The sequence below is a fragment of the Chelatococcus daeguensis genome (assembly GCF_001887265.1).
Taxonomy (GTDB): domain Bacteria; phylum Pseudomonadota; class Alphaproteobacteria; order Rhizobiales; family Beijerinckiaceae; genus Chelatococcus_A; species Chelatococcus_A sambhunathii.
This window is the reverse complement of sequence record NZ_CP018095.1, coordinates 1,505,487-1,526,668: the sequence shown is the minus strand read 5'-3', so window position 1 is coordinate 1,526,668 and position 21,182 is coordinate 1,505,487. Positions and strand designations below refer to the sequence as shown.

Annotated in this window: 18 protein-coding genes and 1 tRNA gene; 2 read left to right on the top strand and 17 right to left on the bottom strand. The window is 68.3% G+C overall.

Annotated features, from left to right (window positions below; genetic code table 11):
• Positions 1-71 precede the first annotated feature (71 nt).
• The gene (locus tag BOQ54_RS07310) at positions 72-806 is read left to right on the top strand and encodes an SIMPL domain-containing protein (RefSeq protein WP_055460069.1); all 735 of its coding nucleotides are present in this window, start codon (positions 72-74) and stop codon (positions 804-806) included.
• A gap of 76 nt (positions 807-882) precedes the next feature.
• Here BOQ54_RS07310 and BOQ54_RS07305 read toward each other — a convergent pair whose 3' ends face one another.
• From BOQ54_RS07305 to BOQ54_RS07250, 11 genes are all read right to left on the bottom strand, one after another.
• A complete protein-coding gene (locus tag BOQ54_RS07305; RefSeq protein WP_055460070.1) occupies positions 883-2,328 on the bottom strand; it encodes an MATE family efflux transporter in 1,446 nt (481 codons plus the stop codon).
• A gap of 302 nt (positions 2,329-2,630) precedes the next feature.
• Positions 2,631-4,124 (bottom strand): siroheme synthase CysG, encoded by a 1,494-nt coding sequence (cysG, locus tag BOQ54_RS07295; protein ID WP_071923619.1) that lies wholly within the window; start codon positions 4,122-4,124, stop codon positions 2,631-2,633.
• A complete protein-coding gene (locus BOQ54_RS07290) occupies positions 4,096-6,768 on the bottom strand; it encodes a nitrate reductase (protein WP_071923618.1) in 2,673 nt (890 codons plus the stop codon). Before BOQ54_RS07290 ends, cysG begins: the two co-directional genes overlap by 29 nt.
• Positions 6,769-6,779: 11 nt before the next feature.
• Complete coding sequence (nirD, locus tag BOQ54_RS07285) at positions 6,780-7,130, bottom strand: nitrite reductase small subunit NirD (RefSeq protein ID WP_055460073.1); 351 nt, start codon at positions 7,128-7,130, stop codon at positions 6,780-6,782.
• 6 nt (positions 7,131-7,136) lie between these two features.
• Positions 7,137-9,584, bottom strand: a complete 2,448-nt coding sequence (gene nirB, locus BOQ54_RS07280; protein ID WP_071924426.1) for a nitrite reductase large subunit NirB — start codon at positions 9,582-9,584, stop codon at positions 7,137-7,139.
• Positions 9,585-9,601: 17 nt separating this feature from the next.
• Positions 9,602-10,891 (bottom strand): MFS transporter, encoded by a 1,290-nt coding sequence (locus tag BOQ54_RS07275; RefSeq protein ID WP_071924425.1) that lies wholly within the window; start codon positions 10,889-10,891, stop codon positions 9,602-9,604.
• 502 nt (positions 10,892-11,393) lie between these two features.
• On the bottom strand, positions 11,394-12,191 hold the full coding sequence (locus BOQ54_RS07270; RefSeq protein WP_071923617.1) for an ABC transporter ATP-binding protein: 798 nt from the start codon (positions 12,189-12,191) through the stop codon (positions 11,394-11,396).
• Between the two features lie 12 nt (positions 12,192-12,203).
• A complete protein-coding gene (gene ntrB, locus BOQ54_RS07265; RefSeq protein WP_071923616.1) occupies positions 12,204-13,100 on the bottom strand; it encodes a nitrate ABC transporter permease in 897 nt (298 codons plus the stop codon).
• Between the two features lie 53 nt (positions 13,101-13,153).
• Positions 13,154-14,464 carry a CmpA/NrtA family ABC transporter substrate-binding protein gene (locus BOQ54_RS07260; protein WP_063185677.1) on the bottom strand — a complete coding sequence of 437 codons (1,311 nt, stop codon included), beginning with the start codon at positions 14,462-14,464 and terminating at the stop codon, positions 13,154-13,156.
• Between the two features lie 494 nt (positions 14,465-14,958).
• Positions 14,959-16,197 carry an ABC transporter substrate-binding protein gene (locus BOQ54_RS07255; RefSeq protein WP_071923615.1) on the bottom strand — a complete coding sequence of 413 codons (1,239 nt, stop codon included), beginning with the start codon at positions 16,195-16,197 and terminating at the stop codon, positions 14,959-14,961.
• Positions 16,194-16,796 carry an ANTAR domain-containing response regulator gene (locus tag BOQ54_RS07250; protein ID WP_071923614.1) on the bottom strand — a complete coding sequence of 201 codons (603 nt, stop codon included), beginning with the start codon at positions 16,794-16,796 and terminating at the stop codon, positions 16,194-16,196. Before BOQ54_RS07250 ends, BOQ54_RS07255 begins: the two co-directional genes overlap by 4 nt.
• A 179-nt stretch (positions 16,797-16,975) precedes the next feature.
• Between BOQ54_RS07250 and BOQ54_RS07245 the strand changes: the two genes are divergently transcribed.
• Positions 16,976-17,614 (top strand): FMN-binding negative transcriptional regulator, encoded by a 639-nt coding sequence (locus BOQ54_RS07245; RefSeq protein ID WP_071923613.1) that lies wholly within the window; start codon positions 16,976-16,978, stop codon positions 17,612-17,614.
• A 205-nt stretch (positions 17,615-17,819) separates the two neighbouring features.
• Here the strand turns inward: BOQ54_RS07245 and BOQ54_RS07240 are convergent.
• From BOQ54_RS07240 to BOQ54_RS07215, 6 genes are all read right to left on the bottom strand, one after another.
• Positions 17,820-17,895: transfer RNA gene (locus BOQ54_RS07240), tRNA-Phe, on the bottom strand.
• A 271-nt stretch (positions 17,896-18,166) separates the two neighbouring features.
• Positions 18,167-18,421 (bottom strand): DNA gyrase inhibitor YacG, encoded by a 255-nt coding sequence (gene yacG, locus BOQ54_RS07235; RefSeq protein WP_245280511.1) that lies wholly within the window; start codon positions 18,419-18,421, stop codon positions 18,167-18,169.
• Positions 18,422-18,431: 10 nt separating this feature from the next.
• On the bottom strand, positions 18,432-19,073 hold the full coding sequence (locus BOQ54_RS07230) for a Maf-like protein (protein WP_186438055.1): 642 nt from the start codon (positions 19,071-19,073) through the stop codon (positions 18,432-18,434).
• Positions 19,074-19,128: 55 nt separating this feature from the next.
• Positions 19,129-19,347 (bottom strand): translation initiation factor IF-1, encoded by a 219-nt coding sequence (gene infA / locus BOQ54_RS07225; protein WP_026014757.1) that lies wholly within the window; start codon positions 19,345-19,347, stop codon positions 19,129-19,131.
• An 81-nt stretch (positions 19,348-19,428) separates the two neighbouring features.
• Positions 19,429-20,304, bottom strand: coding sequence for a CDP-diacylglycerol--serine O-phosphatidyltransferase (gene pssA / locus BOQ54_RS07220; RefSeq protein WP_055458994.1), 876 nt, complete (start codon positions 20,302-20,304; stop codon positions 19,429-19,431).
• Positions 20,305-20,343: 39 nt separating this feature from the next.
• Complete coding sequence (locus BOQ54_RS07215; RefSeq protein ID WP_280949567.1) at positions 20,344-21,057, bottom strand: phosphatidylserine decarboxylase; 714 nt, start codon at positions 21,055-21,057, stop codon at positions 20,344-20,346.
• Positions 21,058-21,182 lie beyond the last annotated feature (125 nt).

Here is a 21,182-nt window from a genome sequence, read left to right as displayed (position 1 = left end):
CCGCGGTCTCATCTCGGTCACAGTTGCATGGTGAAGCAACTGCGCCGATTGATTGCAGGAACCAACGGAAAATGATCGATCTTCGTCGTACCGTCCTCGTCGCCGCCCTTGTCGCGACCGCCGCCACCTCGGCCCCCGCGGCTGAGACGGCTGCCGAGCGCGCGCCAGGACGCATCACCATCGTCGGCGAAGGAACCGTCAATGCGGTCCCCAACATGGCGACGCTCACATCCGGCGTCGTCACTTCGGCGTCGACCGCTCGTGAAGCGCTCGACGCCAATACCGAGGCGATGGCGGGCGTCATCGAGGCCTTCAAGAAGGCCGGCATCGCCGCCAAGGACATCATGACCGACGGCTTCTCGGTGCAGCCGCGCTACGTCTATCCCGAGCCGAAGGACGGTTCGACCCAGCCGCCGCGCATCGATGGCTACGAGGTGCGCAACCAGGTGATCGTGCGTGTGCGCGAGCTCGCCAAGCTCGGCACGGTGCTCGACGCCGCCGTCACCACCGGCGCCAACCAGATGGGCGGGCTCTCCTTCGACGTCGCCGAGCCGGCGGTCCTTATCGACAAGGCGCGTGCCGCCGCCGTGGAGGACGCCAAGCGCAAGGCCGCGCTGTACGTGCAGGCCGCTGGCGCCAAGCTTGGCCGCCTCATCGAGATTGACGAAACCAGCATGCAGATGCCGCCCCGGCCGATGATGATGGCAAGATCGATGGATTTTGCCGAAGCCAAGGCCGTGCCCGTGGAAGCAGGCGAGCAGACGCTGCGCGCCCAGGTGCGGCTTACCTGGGAACTGGCGGATTAAGGGAAGGACACCGATCTTCCGCCATCGCGCCTGCGGATCATGAATGAGGAAGCGGCCGGCCGCCCAGCCGCTTTCTTCATGCGCTGCCGGGCACGCAATCGGCCGGCGCGGCCGCTGGCCGACCAGCATCGAAGGCGAGGAGCCCGAGTCTTTCGCGCCGCAGCCAGCGGACCAGCATGAGAGCGGCCACGACGGCGAGGCCGGCGGCGAGGCCGATCCAGATGCCGACACCGTCGAGGCCGCCGCGGAAGGCGAGCGCGGCGCCGAGCGGCAGGCCTATGCCCCAATAGCCGAGCGCCGCATAGACCATGGGCACGCGGGTGTCCTGCAGGCCGCGCAGCATGCCCGCGCCCACGGCCTGTGCCCCGTCGAAGATCTGGAAGAGACCGGCCAAGGCCAGGAACGAGACGGCCAGCGCGACCACCTCTGTATTCTCCGGCGCCCGGACATCGAGGAAGGCGCTGACGAGCAGCTGCGGCGTCACCAGCATGAAGAAGGCCATCGTCGCCATGAAGGCGATGGCCATGACGAAGCCCGTCCAGCCGGCGACGCGCACGCCCTGCCTGTCCTCGGCGCCGAAGGCGCGGCCGACCCTGACCGTCACCGCCTGCCCGATGCCGAGCGGCACCATGAAGGTGAGCGAGGCAATCTGGATGGCGATGGAATGGGCGGCGAGCGAGGCCGTGCCGATGAGCCCCATGAGGAACACGGCGGCGTTGAAGATGGTGACCTCGAAGGCGAAGGTGGCGCCGATGGGCAGGCCGATGCGCCAAATCTCCGTGAAGCGCGACCAGTCCGGCCGCCAGAAGCGGCCGAAGAGGGCATAGCGCCTCAGCCGGCGGTCGAGCGCGATGGCGATGACGAGCCCGGCAAAGAGGAAGAGGCTCGACGCCGTCGTGGCCACGCCGGCGCCCGTCAGCCCCAGAGCGGGGAAGCCGAGATTGCCGAAGATGAGGCACCAGTTGGCAAGGATGTTGAAGAGATTGGCCGCGATGCTCACCGCCAGCGCCCACATGGGCCGCTGCAGCGCCGACAGGAACGAGCGCAGCACGACATAGCCGCAGAACGGCAGCACTGCCCATTGCAGGGCGTGCAGATAGGTGCCGGCTGCCGCCGCAAGGTCCGGCTTCTGCCCCATGGCGAGAAGGATGGCCTCCCCCTGCCAGAGCAGAAGCCAGATCGGCAGAGCGATGGCGGCCGACACCCACAGCCCCTGCCGCACGGTGCGGCGCACCTGCCGCACCTCGTAGGATCGCCGGCCGATCTCGCGCGCGATCATCGGCGCGGTCGCCGTGACGATGCCGATGGCGAAGATGAGCATGGCGAAATAGAGGTTGAAGCCGAGCGCCCCGGCTGCGAGCGACTCGGCCCCCAGCCAGCCGAGCATGATCACGTCCGTCGTGCCCATCGCGGTCTGGGCGAGATTGGTGAGCACGAGCGGCCAAGCCAGCGCCAAGGTGGCGCGCCACTCCTTCGCCCACGCGCTCGGCGCGGCGTTCTCCGCGGTGTCGTTCTGCGTCATGGCGGGCAATCTATAGGTAAAATGCCCGTTCGCCCATGCTGTTGCCGCAAAAGTAGGCAGCGAAAATGGGGGGATGGCTTTGATCCTGCTGCAAGGACCCGTGCGTGCCGTCCTCTCCCTCCACGACCTGGTGGGCAAGGCTGGAATGGGGGGCAGTGCCGCCGGCCGGCGGTTCGATCGTGTTTGGCGACTGCGACTGGACGCATCGGGCCAGCGGCATCGCCCCCCACCCTAAACCCCTCCCACCGCAAGCGGGGGAAGGGGAATGGCGCTCCACCACGCTCTCATGCGTTCGCGTGTTCTCAACCGGCTGAAGCCACCGCCGGCCGGCCCTCGCCCAAGGCGGCCGTCCTCGCCTCGGCGAAGACCGCGCCAATCCCGATGACGAGCGGCTGCCTTTCATCCCGCTCGGCCATGCGCGCCGGCAGGTCGGCGAGGCGGCAGCGGGTGAGCACCTCCTCCGGGCGGCCGAGCGCCTCGGCGAGCGCCACGGGCGTCTCCGCCGCCATGCGATAATCCATGAGCCGGGCCGCAATGTGCGCGGCCGTGCGGCCGCCCATGTAGAAGACGGTGGTGGCGGAAGGATCGGCGATGGCGCGCCAGTCGACGTCCTCCGGCAGGCCGCCGTGGCGCGAATGGCCGGTGACGAAGCGGACGGACTTGGCGTGATCGCGGTGCGTCAGCGACACGCCGAGTGCGGCGGCCATGGCGATGCCGGCGGTGATGCCGGGCACGACGTCGAAGGCGATGCCTTCCCGGCGCAAACTGTCGATCTCCTCCCCCGCCCGGCCGAAGATCATCGGGTCGCCGGACTTGAGGCGCACCACGTGCTTTCCGGCGCGGGCAAGCGTCAGCATCATGGCGTTGATCTCGTCCTGCCTGCAGCTCGGCCGGCCGCCGCGCTTGCCGACGAGGATGCGCTTGGCCTCGCGGCGGGCGAGTTCCAGCACGTCCTCGGAGACGAGATCGTCGAAGAGAATCACGTCGGCCGCCTGCAGGGCGCGCACGGCCTTGATGGTCAGAAGCTCGGCATCGCCGGGGCCCGCACCGACGAAGGTGACGTGACCGCAGCCATGGCGTTCGCCCCGCGCGATGCGGCCCGCCTCGGCCTCCAGCGCGCCGGCGTCGTCGCCTCCGGGTGCCGCGCGGAAGGCACGGTCGACGAAGGCCTCCCAGAAGGCGCGGCGCCGGGCGCCGGGGCCGAGGCGCGCCATCACGCGCTCGCGCATGTCCGCGGCAAGGCGCGCCCAGTCGGCGAGCCAGGCGGGCAGCAGCGCCTCGATGCGCCGGCGCACAGCCTGCCCCAGCACGGGTGCGGCGCCGCTTGTCGAGATACCGACGACAAGCGGGGAGCGGTTGACGATGGTGCCGAACTGGAAGGTGCAGAAGGCCGGCTTGTCGATGACGTTGCACGGCACGCCGGCCCCGAGCGAGGCAGCCCGGAAGGCGGCCGCCTCCGCGTCCCCCTCCGCGTCGGCGACGGCGACCGCGGCGCCGGAGAAGGCCGCCGCCTCCCAACGGGCGTCGTGGTGGACAAGCCGTCCAGGCAGGTCCGCCGTGGCGAGAAGGCGAGAGAACTCCCCGCTCAGCTCTTCGCGCGGAGCATAGACATGCACCTCGGCGCCGGCGGCGACCAGCAGCTCCGTCTTCCAGGCCGCAGCGTCGCCGCCGCCAGCGACGATCGCGCGCTTGCCGGCGAGGTCGAGGAAGACCGGCAAGACGCTGAGCGGTGCGATCCGCGCGGGAGCGCGCTCGCCCGGTGCCCGCTCACTCGGCTGCCTGGAGACGATGCGCATGGATGATGCTCCTGATCTCCGCGCGGCAAGAGCCGCAATTGGTGCCCGCTAGCAGGGCATCGCCCACGGCCTCCACCGTGTGGCAGCCGGCGACGACGGCGCCCGCGATCTGCCTCACGCCGACGCCGAAGCACGAGCAGACGATGGCCCCCTTGTCCTCACCGCCCTTGCCCGGCCGGCCGGCGAGAACGGCGAGGCGCGCCCGCTGGTCGGCATGGGCCTGCGACAGCTGCTCGACGGCCCAGTCGCGCGGCACGGCGACCGGCTCGGCTGCGAGATAAAGCGCGCCGATGAGGCGCTCGCCGACGAAGCGCGCAAAGCGTCGGCGGGCGGCGACCGCATCCTGGAAGGACAGGGTGTCGGCATCAGGTACCCCGGGCAGGATGGCGTCCGCCACCGCCGGCCAGTCCGCCACAGCGTTGGCGAAGGCGAGTTCAACGCGCCAGCCCCCTTCGCAGCGGGCGATGGCCCAGTAATCGGCGGCAATGCGCTTGGGCTTCCCGGTGAGCACGGCGAAGCCGTAGGCCGCGGCGGTGAAGCGTGCGATGCGGACGGCGACGTGCTTCAGCGCCGGCTGGCCGGAGGTCGAATCGATTATGGGCGGCACGAGGCGATCAACACGGCCGTCGGCGGCGAACTGGTCGGTCCAGTGCATGGGCACGAAGATCGAGCCCTCGCGCTGGCGGCTCGTCAGCAGCGCCCTGACGACGATGGCGCCGCGGGCAGAGGTGACGCGCACGAGATCGGCATCGGCAATGCCGTATGTCGCCGCATCGGTAGGGTGGATCTCGACGAAGGGCTCGGCGAGATGCTGCGAGAGGCGCTGGCTCTTGCCGGTTCGCGTCATCGTGTGCCACTGGTCGCGCACGCGGCCGGTGTTGAGCACGAGGGGGAAGCCTTCGCTCGTCCGCGCGGGCGCCGTCGTGGTGACGGGCACGAGCCGGGCCTTGCGATCCGGCGTGAAGAAGCCGCCCTCGGCGAAGAAACGGATGTCATCGGCCGGCGTCTCGCCGGCCCGCGCCGGCCACTGGAAGGGCGCGAGCGCATCGAACCCGGCGGCATCGATGCCGGCATGGGCGCCGATGTCGAAGTCGCGCGTGCCATGGTTCTCGAAGGCGGAGAGCGCCGCGTGCTCGGCGAAGATCTCGGCCGGCGAGGCATAGGGAAAGGCCTCGGCAAAACCCATGCGGCGTGCCACTTCCGTGACGATCCACCAGTCGGGCTTCGCCTCCCCCGGCCGGGGCAGGAACGGGCGCTGGCGCGACATGCGGCGCTCGGAATTGGTCACCGTGCCGTCCTTCTCGCCCCAGGCGGCGGCTGGCAGCTTCACATGGGCGTGGCGCACCGTGTCGGTTTCGCCGACCACGTCGGAAACGACGACAAAGGGGCAGGCCCGGATCGCGGTTTCGACCATGTCACCGTCCGGCATGGAATCGACCGGGTTGGTGGCCATGATCCACAGCGCCTTGATGCGCCCGTCAGCGACGGCGCGGAACATGTCGACGGCCTTGAGGCCCGGCGCAGAGGTGATGACCGGTGCCCTCCAGAAGCGCTGCATACGCTCGCGATCGGCCGCATTGTCGATGTCCATATGGGCCGCCAGCATGTTGGCGAGCCCGCCGACCTCACGCCCGCCCATGGCGTTGGGCTGGCCGGTCACGGAGAAGGGCCCCATGCCGGGCCGGCCGATGCGGCCGGTGGCGAGGTGGCAGTTGATGATGGCGCTCACCTTGTCGGTGCCAACCGACGACTGGTTGACGCCCTGGCTGTAGACGGTGACGACCTTCTCCGTCGCCGCGAAGAGCCGGTAGAATTCCGCGATGCTCGCCCGGTCGAGGCCCGTCTCGGCGGCGATGCCGTCCATGTCGAGGCGCCAGGCGGCGGCCAGCGCTTCGGCGAAGCCGGTCGTGTGTTCGGCGATGTAGTTCTCGTCGAGCTCACCTGCCTCGGCGAGATGGGCGAGAAGACCGTTGAAGAGCGCGACATCGCCGTCGGGCGCAATGGCGAGGTGCTGGTCGGCGATATCGGCCGTCATGGTGCGGCGCGGATCGACGACAATGACCTTCATCTCAGGCCGCTCGGCCTTGGCGGCGGCGAGGCGCTGGTACAGCACCGGGTGGCACCAGGCGAGGTTGGAGCCGACGAGGACGACGAGGTCGGCAAGCTCGAGGTCCCGGTAGCTGCCCGGCACCGTGTCGGAGCCGAAGGCGCGGCGGTGGCCCGCGACCGAGGAGGCCATGCACAGGCGCGAGTTGGTGTCGATGTTGGCCGTGCCGATGAAGCCCTTCATCAGCTTGTTGACGACGTAGTAATCCTCGTTCAGGAGCTGGCCCGAGACGTAGAAGGCGACGGAATCCGGTCCGTGCTCGGCGATGGTGCGCGAGAAGGTCTCGGCCACCCGGTCGAGCGCCTCGTCCCACCCGGCCCTGCGGCCGTCGATTTCGGGAAAGAGCAGGCGGCCTTCGAGGTCGACGGTCTCGGCAAGCGCCGAACCCTTGGAGCACAGCCGGCCGAAATTGGCGGGGTGGTCGGGATCGCCGCGGACGGCAAGGGTACCGTCCGCACCGACCGTGGCGAGGATGCCGCAGCCCACCCCGCAATAGGGGCAGGTCGTCTTCGTGATGGTCGGGACGGTTTCCTCCATCGCCGCCTGCCCTATTCGGCCGCGATGCGGGCGGAGGCCGCCGCCAGGATGGCCGAAGCGTCCATCAGGATGCGCTCGCCGTCGCGCTTCAGCGGGAAGGTCCGCACGGCGCCCTCGTCGGCGCCCTGAGCGAGGCCGGTCTCGAGCGAAAATACCCAGTTGTGCAGCGGGCAGGTGACCTGCGCCCCGTGGACGATGCCCTGGCTCAGGGGGCCGCCCTTGTGCGGACACCGATCCTCGATGGCATAGACCTCGTCCGCCGCCGTGCGGAAGACCGCGATGCGGCCGATCGGCGTATCGACGCAGCGCGCGCCGCGCCGCGGAATGTCGGACAGCCGGCCGATTTCAACCCAGTCGCTCATCGCCTTTCACTCCGCGGCTTCTGCAAAGCCGACGCTCGCCATCGGCTTGAACTCGTGCTTGTCCTTGCCGGAGACGCGCTCCGACCACGGGTCGACCTGGGCGAACTTCTGGGAGAAGACGAAACGGTCGAAATAGGCCTTGCGCCTGTCCTTGTCGTCGAGGATCTGGCGTCGGACCTCGTCGTAGCCGACGCGCTTGGCCCACTTGTAGATACGCTCGAGATAGCGCGCCTGCTCGCGGTACATCTGGGTGAGGGCCACGATGACCTCGAGCGCCTCGTCCTCGGTGGCGACGAGGCCGAGCTTCTCGGTGCCCTTGATGTCGAGCCCTGCGGCGCCGGCGAAGTGGATCTCGAAGCCTGAGTCGACGCAGATGACGCCGACGTCCTTGCAGGTTGCCTCGGCGCAATTCCTCGGGCAGCCGGAGACGGCCATCTTGACCTTGGCCGGCGTCCACGAGCCCCACATGAACTTCTCGATGCGGATGCCGAGACCGGTCGAATCCTGCGTGCCGAAGCGGCACCAGTCGGAGCCGACGCAGGTCTTCACCGTCCTCAGGCCCTTGGCATAGGCGTGGCCGGAGACGAAGCCGGCCTTGCCGAGATCGGCCCAGACCTCCGGCAGGTCCTCCTTCTTCACCCCCAGCATGTCGATGCGCTGGCCGCCGGTGACCTTCACCGCCGGGATCTTGAACTTGTCCACCACATCGGCGATGGCCCGGAGCTCGGCGGCATTGGTCACGCCGCCCCACATGCGCGGCACGACCGAATAGGTGCCGTCCTTCTGGATGTTGGCGTGGACGCGCTCGTTGATGAAGCGCGACTGGTAGTCGTCGGCATATTCGTCGGGCCAGTCGCAGACGAGATAGTAGTTGAGCGCCGGCCGGCACTTGGCGCAGCCGCAGGAGGTCTTCCACTCCAGTTCCTGCATCACGGCGGGGATGGTCTTGAGCCCCTTGGCCTTGATGAGGCGGCGCACGTCGTCGTGGCCGAGGTCGGTGCAGGTGCACATGGGCTGCACGGCGGCCGGGTTGTAGCTGTCGCCGAGCGTCAGCTTCATCACCTGCTCGACGAGGCCGGTGCAGGAGCCGCAGGAGGCGGAGGCCTTGGTGTGGGCGCGGACGTCGTCGAGCGACGTCAGGCCCTTGCTCGTGATCGCCGAGACGATCTTGCCCTTGCACACGCCGTTGCAGCCGCAGATCTCCGCATCATCCGGCAAGGCTGCAACGGCCGCCGTAGGGTCCAGCGGAGACCCTCCCTGGTAGGCCTGGCCGAAGATGAGCGTCTCGCGCATCTCGGCGATGTCCGTCCCCTTGCGCAGCATGTCGAAGAACCACGCCCCGTCGGACGTTTCACCATACATCACTGCGCCGATGATGCGGTTCTGCTTCAGGACGAGGCGCTTGTAGACGCCGGCCGAGGCGTCGCGCAGCACGATCTCCTCGCGGTCGTCGCCGTCCGCGAAGTCGCCGGCCGAATAGAGGTTGATGCCGGTGACCTTGAGCTGTGTCGCCGTCTCGACGGGGCGGAACGCGGCATCCTCCTTGACCAGCGTCTTGGCGACGACGCGGGCCATGTCATACAGCGGTGCGACGAGGCCGTAGCAGACGCCCTCATGCTCGACGCATTCGCCGACAGCGAGGATGTCCGGGTCCGAGGTGACCATCTGGTCGCTGACAACGATGCCCCGCTCCACATGGAGGCCGGCATCGACGGCGATGCGCGTCTCGGGGCGTATGCCGACGGCCATGACCACAATGTCGGCGGGGTAGACGGTTCCGTCCTCCAGAAGCACGGCCTCCACTTTCTCCTCACCAAGGATCGCCTTGGTCTGCGCCTTGACGTGGACCTTGATGCCGCGACTCTCCAGTTCCTTCTTCAGGAGATAGCCGGCGGCGGGGTCGAGCTGCCGCTCCATGAGATGGCCCATGAGGTGCAGCACCGTGACCTCCATGCCGCGCAGCCTGAGCGCCGCTGCAGCCTCAAGGCCGAGCAGGCCGCCGCCGATGACGACCGCCCTGGCGCCGGGCTTGCGCGCGGCCTCCACCATGGCGTTGACGTCGTCGAGGTCGCGGAAGGCCATGACGCCGGGCAGATCCTTGCCGGCCACGGGAATGATGAAGGGCGCCGAGCCGGTGGCGATGAGCAGCTTGTCGTAAGGCGTCTCGCCGCCCTTGGAGACGACGACCTTGCGCTTGCGGTCGATCTTCGTGACCGTCTCGCCGAAGCGGCAGGTGACGCCGTTCGCGGCATACCAGGCGGCGTCGTGAGTGACGATGTCGCCGTAGGTCTTCTCTCCCGCCAGAACGGGCGAGAGCATGATGCGGTTGTAGTTGCCGCGCGGCTCGGCGCCGAACAGCGTGACGTCGAAGGCTTCGGGAGCTGCTTCGAAGAGATGTTCCAGCGCACGGCCCGAGGCCATGCCGGCGCCGACGACGACGAGTTTCTGGGTCATGTCCGTCAATCCGTTGTTCATTGGGCGGCGTAGCCGAGGCCGCCGGCGGCGCGGCGTTCCATGCGGCGGATGGCAACGTGCATCCACACGAAGGAGACGGCGACGATGGCGAAGAGCAGCATGAAGCAGCTCGACCACAGGCCGGTGAGATCATTGAGCGCGCCGAAGGCGATCGGCAGGACGAAGCCGCCGAGCCCGCCGATCATGCCGACGAGACCGCCGACCGCGCCGACGTTCTGCGGGTAGTAGACCGGGATGTGCTTGTAGACCGCCGCCTTGCCGAGGCTCATGACGAAGCCGAGGACGAAGGCGACGGCGATGAAGAGCACGGGCCCGACCTCGACATGGAGCGCGACCGGCCCGTTGATGCCGCGCAGCACGTAGTCGCCCGTCGGCAGCGACAGGACGAGCGTGGCGAGCGCCGAGACGGCGAAGGTGCGGTACATGACGGCGCGGGCGCCGATGCGGTCGGACAGGGCGCCGCCATAGGCGCGGAAGATGCTGGCTGGGATCGAATAAGCGGCGCCGACGATGCCGGCCGTCTTGATGTCGAAGCCGTAGACGCCGATGAGGTAGCGCGGCAGCCACAGGGCGAGCGCGACGAAGGCGCCGAAGACGAAGAAGTAGTAGAGGGCGAAGCGCCACACCTGCACGTTCTTCAGCGGCGCGAACTCCGACCAGAAGCTCTTCGGGGCAGGGGCGAGGCCGGCGCGGCGCGCCTTGATGACGGGATCGTCCTCGGTGGTGAACCAGAAGACGAGTGCCATGACGACGAGCACCGCCGCCCAGATGAGCGCCACCGCCTGCCAGCCCCAGGCGATGAGGATGAGGGGCGCGACGAACTTGGTGACCGCGGCGCCGACATTGCCGACGCCGAAGATGCCGAGCGCCGTGCCCTGCCGCTCCGCCGGGTAGAAACGCGCCACATAGGCGACACCGACTGCGAAAGCTCCACCCGCGAGGCCGACGCCCAGTGCCGCGGCCAGCATCTGCGGATAGGTCTGGGCGAAGGCAAGGAGGACGGTGGCGATGGCCGCCGCCAGCATGGTGGCGGTGTAGACGAGGCGGCCGCCGTAGCGGTCCGTCCATACGCCGAGCGCCACGCGCACAAGCGAGCCGGTGAGGATGGGCGTGCCCACGAGCAGCCCGAACTGGGTTTCGGAGAGGCCGAGCTCGTCCTTGATGCGCACGGCGATGATGGAAAAGATCGTCCACACCGCAAAGCAGATGGTGAAGGCGATGGTGGACATGGCGAGAGCCCGCGTCGCTTCGTCCTTGCCGGGCGCAGCTTGGTGGGGTGCGGTCATCATCGGCTCCGTTGGCGGCTCGCGGCCGCGATGGGAAAAGCAAAACAAAAAAGCCGCCGGCCGGGGCCGCACGCACCTCCTCCGGCGGAAGCGCGGGTTCACCCGATCGGCAGCTTTGCCTGCGGCGCCCGCCCTTGGACGCCCTATGTCGGCCGTTACGGCCTTCGCCCTCTTTCTTGCACGAGGCGTGCCAACTCAAAGGAAGGAGGCGAATTTTTTAGTTGTTACAATGCGTTGGAGCGCTTTGTCGGCGCTTTGGCAGCCTCTGCCCTGCCCTGCCGAATTGCTGAGCGGCGCAGCAATCCGCCCATTTCTTGTGCAGCGCACAACGCGTCCGGCCCGGCGCGTGCCTTGCTACAAGGAGCGCGATTACTTCCCTCCCCCTCGCGGGGAGGGGTTGGGGGTGGGGGGCAGGACGCAAGGACACGGCCTCCTGCATGCTGACCACCCAAACCCCTACCCTCCCCTGCAGAAGGCGGAGATTGGAGACGTCCCGCTGCTCCTACGCCGCCGCCTCCACGAAGCGATGGCGCTCGTAGAGGAACTTCAGCACCGCTTCGCGGCAGCGCAGGTAGGTGCGGTCGGAGGCGAGCGCCAGCCGCTCGCGCGGGCGGGGCAGCGGCACGGTGAGCACCTCGCCGATGGTGGCGGCCGGCCCGTTGGTCATCATCACGATGCGGTCCGAGAGGAGCACGGCCTCGTCGACGTCGTGCGTGATCATGATCATCGTGTTGCCGAGCCGGGCGTGGATATCCATCATCTGGTCCTGCAGATGGGCGCGGGTCAGCGCGTCGAGCGCGCCGAAGGGCTCGTCGAGCAGCAGGATCTTCGGCTCCATGGCGAGCGCCCGGGCGATGCCCACGCGCTGCTTCATGCCGCCGGAGATCTCGCCCGGCCGCTTGTCGGCCGCATGGGCCATCTGCACGAGGTCGAGGTTCTCCATGATCCACGCGTGCCGCTCGGCCTTGCTCTTCCGGCCGCGGAAGACCTTCGTGACGGCGAGCGCCACGTTGCCGTAGACGCTGAGCCACGGCAGCAGCGAGTGGTTCTGGAAGACGACGGCGCGGTCCGGCCCCGGCGCATTGACCTCCCTGTTCTCCAGGAGCACGGCGCCGGAGGAGACCGGCGTCAGCCCGGCGACGAGGTTGAGCAGGGTCGACTTGCCGCAGCCGGAATGGCCGATGATGGAGACGAACTCGCCTTCGTCGATAGTGAGGCGGATGTCGCGCAGGACCTCGCTCACCTTGCTGCCGCGCGAGAAGCTCTTGCCGATGTAGTCGAGCTTGAGATAGCCGCTCATGGGTCTTCTCCCTCAGCTGGCCGCGGGGCCGCGGGTGACGATGACGCCGACGAAACCGACCAGCCGGTCGAGCAGGAAGCCGACGAGGCCGATGTAGACGAGCGCCACGATGATGTCGGTGAGGCGCGAGGAATTCCATGCATCCCAGATGAAGAAGCCGATGCCGACGCCGCCGGTCAGCATCTCGGCCGCGACGATGGCGAGCCAAGAGAGGCCGACGCCGATCCGGAGCCCCGAGAAGATGTAGGGCGCGGCCGCCGGCACCATGATCTTGAAGAAGAACTCCACCTGGTTGAGGCGCAGCACGCGAGCGACGTTGCGATAGTCCTCGGGGATGTTGCGCACGCCGGCGGCGGTGTTGATGATCACCGGCCAGATGGCCGTGATGAAGATGACGAAGATCGCCGATGGCCGCGAATCCATGAAAGCGGCGAGCGAGATCGGCAGCCAAGCAAGCGGCGGCACCGTGCGCAGTACCTGGAAGATCGGATCGAGCCCGCGCATCATCCACACCGACTGTCCGACGAGCGCGCCGAGCAGCACGCCCGCCACCGCGGCGAGGCCGAAGCCGATGGCGACCCGCTCCAGCGAGACGATGACGCGCCAGCCGAGGCCGATGTCCTGCGTGCCGTTGACGAAGAACGGGGCGAGGATCAGGTCGCGGCTCTCGTTCCAGATCTCGCTCGGTGGCGGCAGCGACGACCCGGGGCCCGAGAAGGCCACCTGCCACACGGCAAGGAGAACGAGGAGGACGACGAGGGGCGGTACGATGGATTGTGCGAGCCGCGTGGCAAGAGCGGTGATATCGAACCTGCGGGGCACGGCGGGCGGAAGCGTCACCACCGTCGCCTTCTGGCGCTCGGCGGGGAATGCGGCGATCGCATCGCCCTTGATGGACGGCAATGTCATGGGGCTTGCCCTCGTTTTGGCGGAAGGGGCCGGCGCGGGCCGCCGGCCGGCTTTCACGAGACGGCCTTGATGGCGAGGCTGTCGAGATAGGCGGAGGGGTTCTCGGGATCGAAGGTCTTGCCGTCGAAGAACTTTTCCACGCCGCGACTGTCGCCGGCCGGCAGGTCGGCGAGGCCGAGGCCCTTGGCGGCCGCGAGCCACAGGTCCGAGCGATTGGTGGCGTCGACCATGGCCTTGACGTCGACCGACGCGGGGAACTTGCCCCAGCGGATGTTCTCGATCATGAACCAGGTGTCGAGGCTCTTCCAGGGATAGGACGTCTCGCCCTTCTCGCCCCAGAACTTCATGCGCAGGTCGGAGCCGGCGACGGTGCGGCCGTTGCCGTAGTTGATGTCCCCCTTGATGCGGCCAACGATGTCCTTGACGGGCACGTTGTACCATTGCCGACGGCCGATGATCTCGGCCATCTCCTGCTTGTTCTCCTGTTTCTCGCACCACTGCTGGGCTTCCATCACCGCCATCAGGATGGCAAGGGTCGCCTTGGGATGCTTGTCCACCCAGTCGGCGCGCATGCCGAGCACCTTTTCGGGGTGCCGGAACCAGATCTCGCCCGTGGTCGCCGCGGTGAAGCCGATCTTCTGGTTGACGAGCTGCTCGTTCCACGGCTCGCCGACGCAGAAGCAGTCCATGTTGCCCACCTTCATGTTGGCCACCATCTGCGGCGGCGGCACGACGATGAGGTTGAGGTCCTTGTCCGGGTCGATGCCGCCGGCGGCGAGCCAGTAGCGGATCCACAGGTCGTGCGTGCCGCCGGGGAAGGTCATGGCGGCCGTCACGTCCTTGCCGGACGCCTTCTTCCTGGCGAAAGCCTCCTTCAAGGCGCCGGAATCGAGCTTCACGCCCGTCTCGGCATATTCCTGCGCGACGGAGATGCCCTGACAGTCCTCGTTGAGGTTGAGGAGCGTGTACATCGGCAGCTTCTGGCCGTTCTGCATCACGGCGCCGGAGGAATAGAGGTGGACCTTCGGCCTCAGGATGTGGCCGCCGTCGATGCCGCCTGCGCCGCCGCCGAGCGCCATGTTGTCGCGCGTCGCGCCCCAGGATGCCTGTTTCTCGATGGCGACGTCCGGCACCTCGTATTTGGCGAAGAAGCCCTTCTCCTTGGCGATGATGAGCGGGGCGGAATCGGTGAGCGCAATGTAGCCGAGGCGCGCGCCGGCGACCTCCGGGCCCGAGCCGGCGGCATGGGCGCCGGCCGGCAGCAGCGCCTTGGCGGCGAGGAAGGTCGCGGTGGCGCCAGCCCCCTTCAGGAAGGCGCGGCGCCCGGGAGCCATGGAAAGGGTGGTCGTCTGCGTCCGTTTCATGTCGTCCCCTCTGGAGCAGGCGGCATCCGCGATCGGTGTGCTGCGCAACAAAAAAGCCGCCGGCCAGGAACAGGCGCCCCCCTCCCGGACGCGCGCTTTCCCTGATCGGCAGCCTTGCCAGCAGCGCCCGACGCTGGACGCCCTATGTGGGCCCTATGGCCTCACGGAAAGGCAACGCAGGAAGCGTGCCAAGTTCCCAATGCGCCAGAATTACGTTGTTTCACAATAGATTATGTCTCGGAAGCGCGAACAGAGACCTGTGGACAAGCGACCAAGGCTTGATCAGATCGCGGCAGCATACCGCACCTTTATTGTGCAGCGCACAAGGATGCTGAAAATGCAGTCAGCTGCCTTCCGGCGCATGCAATCCGTCATGGTCGGGCTCGTCCCGGCTATCCACGCCTTTGATCTTGCTCACCGTGCAAGGCGTGGATGCCCGAGACAAGCGCGGGCATGACGGTCGCGATCAGGGCAACTGGTATCATAGCCGCCCCTCACACCGCCTCGGCCGCCCCCTGCGCTGCGATATAGGCATCGAGATCGTCAGGATCGAACAGGCTGCCGTCGAAAAAACCGTCGGGGCCGAGGATCAGGCTGGCGCCGGCCGAGCCGACGGCGGTTGGCCGCGTCAGCGCGCCCTCCACCTTGGCGTTGGCGCCGGGCAGCGCGACGCCGAGCGGCTTCAGCGCGGCGCGGTAGAGATCGGGCCGGTAGGTCTCGCGCGCAAGGGCGGCATTCGCCGGCGTGTGAAGCACCTGCCCCCAGCGCGCCATCTGGCTGTAGAACCACAGCGCGTGGCTCTTCCACGGGAAGGTGGCACCCCGCGCCTGCGGCACGAAGAAGTCCTCGACCTCCATTGCCGCATCGGGTCCGATGGCGAGGTGCCCCGTGAGCGCCGGCATCAGCCATTCGGCCGGCCGGCCGACATAGGCGGGTGCGGACAGAATGGCGGCGAGTTCCTGCCCGTTGGCCGGATCGGCGCACCACTCGGCCGCGCGATAGAGCGCGCGCAGCAGCGCCGCCAGCGCCTCGGGCGCGGCCTCGGCCCAGCGCGCGTCGGCGGCGAGCACCTTTTCGGGGCTGGAGCGCCAGATCTTCGCCTTCACGGTCGCGATGCGGCCCGTGCCCAGCATCACGGCCGCCGTGTTCCACGGCTCGCCGACGCAATAGCCGTCGACGACGCCGGAGCCGAGCGCATCCGCCATCAAGGGCGGCGGCAGGATGACGATCTCCACCGCCCGGTCGGGATCGATGCCGCAGGCGGCGAGCCAGTAGCGCAGGTCGTAGTTGTGGCCGGAGTGCGGGTGGACGACGGCGAAGCGCAGCGGCGGCAGGCCCTGCCGGCCACGCTCCCTGACCACGGCGCGCAGCGCCTCCCCTGCCGCGCGCGGGCCGAGGTCCGGCACGGCGCCGTGCCCGGCCATCGCCTGCCACAGGGCATTGGAGACGGTGACGGCATTGCCGCCGAGGCCGAGCGCCATCGGCACCACGGAGCGCGCCGCGAGCGGCGTCAGGCCGAGGTTGCAGGCGATCGGCATCGGCGCGAGCACATGCGCGACCTGGAAATGGCCGACCGCGAGCCTGTCGCGGATATTGGCCCAGGAGGTCTCGCGCACCAGCTTGAGCGCGACGCCCTCGGCCTCGGCGAAGCCCTTCTCGTGCGCCGCCACGACGAGCGCACTGTCGAGCAGCGGCATGAAACCGGCGGCGATCTCGTGCGGCGCCTCGCTCATCCCTTGTCTCCCGGTTCGAGCAGCCCCGCGGCGGTGACGAGGCTCTGGGCGATCTCGGCGATCTTGCGGTTCTGGTTCATCGCCGTCTTGCGCAGGAGCGCATAGGCCGCCTCCTCCGTCATGCCGCGCGACTTCATGAGGATGCCCTTGGCGCGCTCGACCAGCTTTCGGTCGGCGAGTTCGCTGCGCGCTTCCTCCAGCTCCCGCGACAGGCGGGCAAAGGCGTTGAAGCGGCTGATGGCCATGTCGAGGATGGGCTTGACCCGCTCCTGCTTCAGCCCGTCGACGACATAGGCCGATACGCCGGCCTCGACCGCCGCCTCGATGGAGGCCTGGTCGGAGCGGTCGACGAACATGGCGATGGGGCGCTTCACGGCCCGCGAGAGCTGGAACATGTTCTCCAGCATGTCGCGGTTGGGGTTCTCGAGGTCGATGACAATGACGTCGGGGTTGATCTCGGCGATGCGGCGGGCGATGCCGGTCACGTCATGCACCAGGGTGACGTTATCATGGCCGGCCTCGCGCAGCCCCGCCTCGATGATGGAGGCGCGGATGCGGTTCTCATCGATCACGAGAATGGCGAGCGACGCACGGGGCATGCCCGCATCATGCTCATGCCGCCGTTTTGTGCAACGCGGCATGCTGCAAAAAGATCGGGCACGCCTGCCGCTCGCGTAGCCGTTCGGCGCCCCGAAAACGGCCGTGGCGGTGCAGCGCGAAGGCGCTTAAGAATACGCTCGAGGCACGCGAGCGATCGCGGCATGCCGGGAGAACGTCGATGTACCAGCCGCCCCATTTCCGCGAGGAGAGGCTCGAGGTCCAGCACGCGCTGATCCGCGCCCATCCCCTCGGCCTGCTGATCTCCTCGGGCGAGGATGGCCCCCTCGCCAATCCGGTGCCGTTCCTGCTCGATGCGGCAGCGGCCCCGAAGGGCGTGGTCAGGGCGCATCTGGCCCGCGCCAACCGGCAATGGCAGGCGCTCGCGGCCGGTGAGCCCGCCCTCGCCGTCTTCCAGGGCGTCGATACCTATGTGACGCCCTCCTGGTACGAGACGAAAAAGGAGACAGGCAAGGTCGTGCCGACGTGGAACTATGCGATCGTGCAGGTGCGCGGCCCGGTGCGCGTCATCGAAGACCGGGAATGGCTGCGGCGCCAGATCACGGCGCTGACCGCGCAGCACGAGGAGGGCCGCACGCAACCCTGGGCCGTGACGGACGCGCCGGAGGATTTCGTGGCGGCGCAGCTCAAGGGCATCGTCGGCATCGAGATGACGATCGAGAGCATCGAGGGCAAGTGGAAGGTGAGCCAGAACCGCCCCGCCCCCGACCGCATCGGCGTCGCCGAAGGCCTCGCCGCCGAGACCGACCCGCAGGCTGCCCGGATGGAGCGGCTGGTGCGGGATTACAGCCGGGTGTGAGGGGCAGCGGCTGACGGACAACGACGCACCATCCGCTCCATTTCCGTCCAGTGCCTCGAAGGGGCCGATTAGGAGGCCATGATTTTTTCTTAAGCTTTAGAGCAGCTGACTAAAGCAGAATCCAGCTAACCGGCGGGCAGACTTGTTTCCCGAACCCACGCCCGATATTGGCGCTCGGCTATAATCTCAAACGTTGTCGGGGAAATGGTGCCCAGAGCTGGAATCGAACCAGCGACACTGCGATTTTCAGTCGCATGCTCTACCAACTGAGCTATCTGGGCCCACGCTCGCCGCGCCTTGCGGCGCCGCTGCGGACGATGCGCTTATAGAGAGTGCGGCGGCGCCTGTCCAGCCGGGTGATGCGGAGTTCCACAGGCAGGTTGATCCGCATGGGAGAACGGCGCCGTCGATGCCGTCACGCCCGGCGCTTATCCAGGCACCCACGTCCTGTGGAAGCCCGCGACATGCTCCAAGGCGTGGATGGCCGGGACAGGCCCGGCCATGACGAGAGGACCCGGACAAGACTGAAAGGGCGGTCGTCGCCGGTCGCGGTCAGTCCTCGCCGGTGCGGCGCCGATCGCCCTCGCCCGCCCCGCCGTCGTCGGGCAGGTCGTCGTCCTCGGCGGCGGGGATGGCGTAGCTGCCGCTCAGCCAGCGGTTGAGGTCCACATCGGCGCAGCGCGAGGAACAGAAGGGGCGCCAGCGCTCGACACGCGGCTTGCCGCAGATGGGACACGCCGGGGCCCTTGCCTCGTCGTTGGCCGGCTTCGTCGCGAAATCCTTGATGGTCCGAACTCCCTGAGGCATCGACGTCCCGTCACACGGCATTGAGCCAGCTGAGGCGCACGGGATAACCCTCGCCCTCCAGGATGGCGACCGTCTCCTGCAGCGGCAAGCCCACCACGGCCGTGTAGGAGCCGACGAGCTTGACGACGAAGCAGCCGGCCAGGCCCTGGATGGCGTAGCCGCCGGCCTTGCCGCGCCATTCGCCGGAGGCGAGATAGCTCTCGAGCTCGTCGCGCGACAGGTTCTTGAAGCGCACGCGCGTCTCCACCACCCGCTCGCGCAGCTTGCCGGCGGGCGTCGCGACGCAGATCCCGGTGTGGACGCGATGCACGCGGCCGGAGAGCAGGCGCAGGCATTGCGCCGCCTCGTCCACCACCTCGGCCTTGGGCAGGATACGCCGGCCGACGGAGACGACCGTGTCGGCGGAGACGAGGAAGGCCTCGGCCAGTTCCTCGCGCCCGCGCGCCACGGCGAGCGCAGCTTCCGCCTTCTCGCGCGCGAGGCGGCGGGCATGATCGCGCGGCTTCTCGCCCCGCCGGGGCGTCTCGTCGAGATCGGCCGGCAGGACGGCGTCGGGCTCGAGCCCCGCCTGCTGCAGGAGCGCGAGCCGCCGGGGCGAGCCAGATGCCAGTATGAGCCTGGGGCGCCAGCCGCCGGCCGGGTTGGGCTTCAAGGACAAACCTCTCTCCGCATCGAACGTAGGGTCGGCCGCGCGCGGCGCGTCTGCATCACTTGAAGCGGTAGGTGATGCGCCCTTTGGTCAGATCATAGGGTGTCATCTCGACGAGGACACGGTCACCGGCAAGGACGCGGATGCGGTTCTTGCGCATCTTGCCCGCCGTATGGGCGATGATTTCGTGATCGTTCTCCAGCTTCACACGAAACATCGCGTTGGGAAGCAATTCGGTGACGACCCCAGGAAACTCGAGCAGCTCTTCTTTCGACATGCTCTGACCAGCTCTGACAGCGAAACGGCGCGGAAACTAATCGAAAGGTGAAGTCTTGTGAACTGGGCCATTGGATGGATTTCACGCGCCCGCCGGCCCGCGGCGCGGTGCCTCGCCAGCGGTCTCCCCCGGCGCGGCGGCGGCTTCATCGCCCTTCGAGCGGGCAGCGTCCGCGCGCGCCATGCGGCGGTAGCGCATGACGCCCACCGGGATGAGCGCGAGATAGACGATCACGCCGATGGCGAGAACCTGGAAGGTGAAGCTGACGAGCAGCGCCGCGAAGAGAACGACGATCGCAAAGAGCGGCAGCACCTTCTCGCGCGGCACGCGGCTGCCCAGCGTCTTGCCGGCATAGGTCGGGATGCGGCTCACCATGAGGAAGGCGATGCCGACGAGATAGGCGGCGACGAAAGGGGCAGCGATTCCGTCGACCGGCAGGCCGAGCATGTAGAGATAGATCGGGAGAAGGGCACAGATGGCCCCCGCCGGCGCCGCCATGCCGACAAAGTAGTTCTTCTGCCAGTCCGGCCGGGCCGGGTCGTCGATCATGACGTTGAAACGCGCAAGGCGCAGGGCCGCCGCGATGGCAAAGACGAGCGCCGCGATCCAGCCGATCGACCTGAGCTCGTGCAGCACGAAACTGTAGAGGATGAGCGCCGGCGCCACGCCGAAATTGACGAAGTCCGACAGCGAATCGAGCTCGGCGCCGAAGCGCGAGGTGCCCTTGAGCAGACGCGCCACACGCCCGTCGATACCGTCGAGGATGGCAGCGATGACGATGGCGATCATCGCCGGCTCGAGCCGCTCCTCGATGGCGAGGCGGATAGCGGTGAGACCGAGGCAGAGCGCGAGCAGGGTGATGACGTTCGGCACCAGCACGCGCAGCGGAATCGGCGTGAAGCGCCGGCGGCGCGCCTCCTCCGGATCCGGCGCGAAGGGCGGGAAAAGATCAGTCATCGCGGGTCATTCTCGGGCAAAGGCGCCGCCGGCACAACCTCAGGCGCTGCGGAAGGCGCGCGGCCCCTCCTCCGACCTCAGGTCGGCGATCACTGTCTCGCCGGCGATGGTGAGTTGGCCTAGTCCGACGAGCGGCTGGATGCCCGCCGGCAGATAGACATCGACGCGCGAGCCGAAGCGGATGAGGCCGAAGCGCTCGCCCGCGACGAGCGTGTCGCCCTCGTGCACGAAGCTGACGATGCGCCGGGCGACGAGCCCGGCGATCTGCACCACGCCGATGCGATGGGGGCCGGACTCGATGACGAGGCCATTGCGCTCGTTGTTCTCGCTCGCCTTGTCGAGTTCGGCGTTGATGAACAGGCCGGGCGTGTAGACGATGCGCGCGATGCGGCCGGGCACCGGGGCGCGGTTCACATGGCAGTCGAAGACGTTCATGAAGATGGAGACGCGCGTGTGCAGCTCCTCGCTCAACGCGAGCTCCGGCGGCGGCACCACCGTGGCGATGCCGCTGACGCGCCCGTCCGCCGGAGCGATGACAAGGCCGTCACGCGTCGGCGTCACACGCTCGGGATCGCGGAAGAAATAGCAGATCCAGAGCGTGATGATGAGGCCGATCCAGCCGAAGGGCGCCCACAGGTGCCCGAGGACGAGCGAGGCCACCGCGGCGATGGCGATGAAGGGATAGCCCTCCTTATGGATCGGCGTCAGCGTCTTGCGGATCGATTCGTAGATGGACATCTCTTGCTCTCGCATCGGCACTGTGCCGCCGGGACCCGGACCCTGTCCCCTTGGCGGAAGTCGTCATCCGGCCGGTGGAAGCCGGTTCCGTCATGAAAACGCAAACCCAGCAGGGGCGCGCCGTCGCGACAGCGACGCTG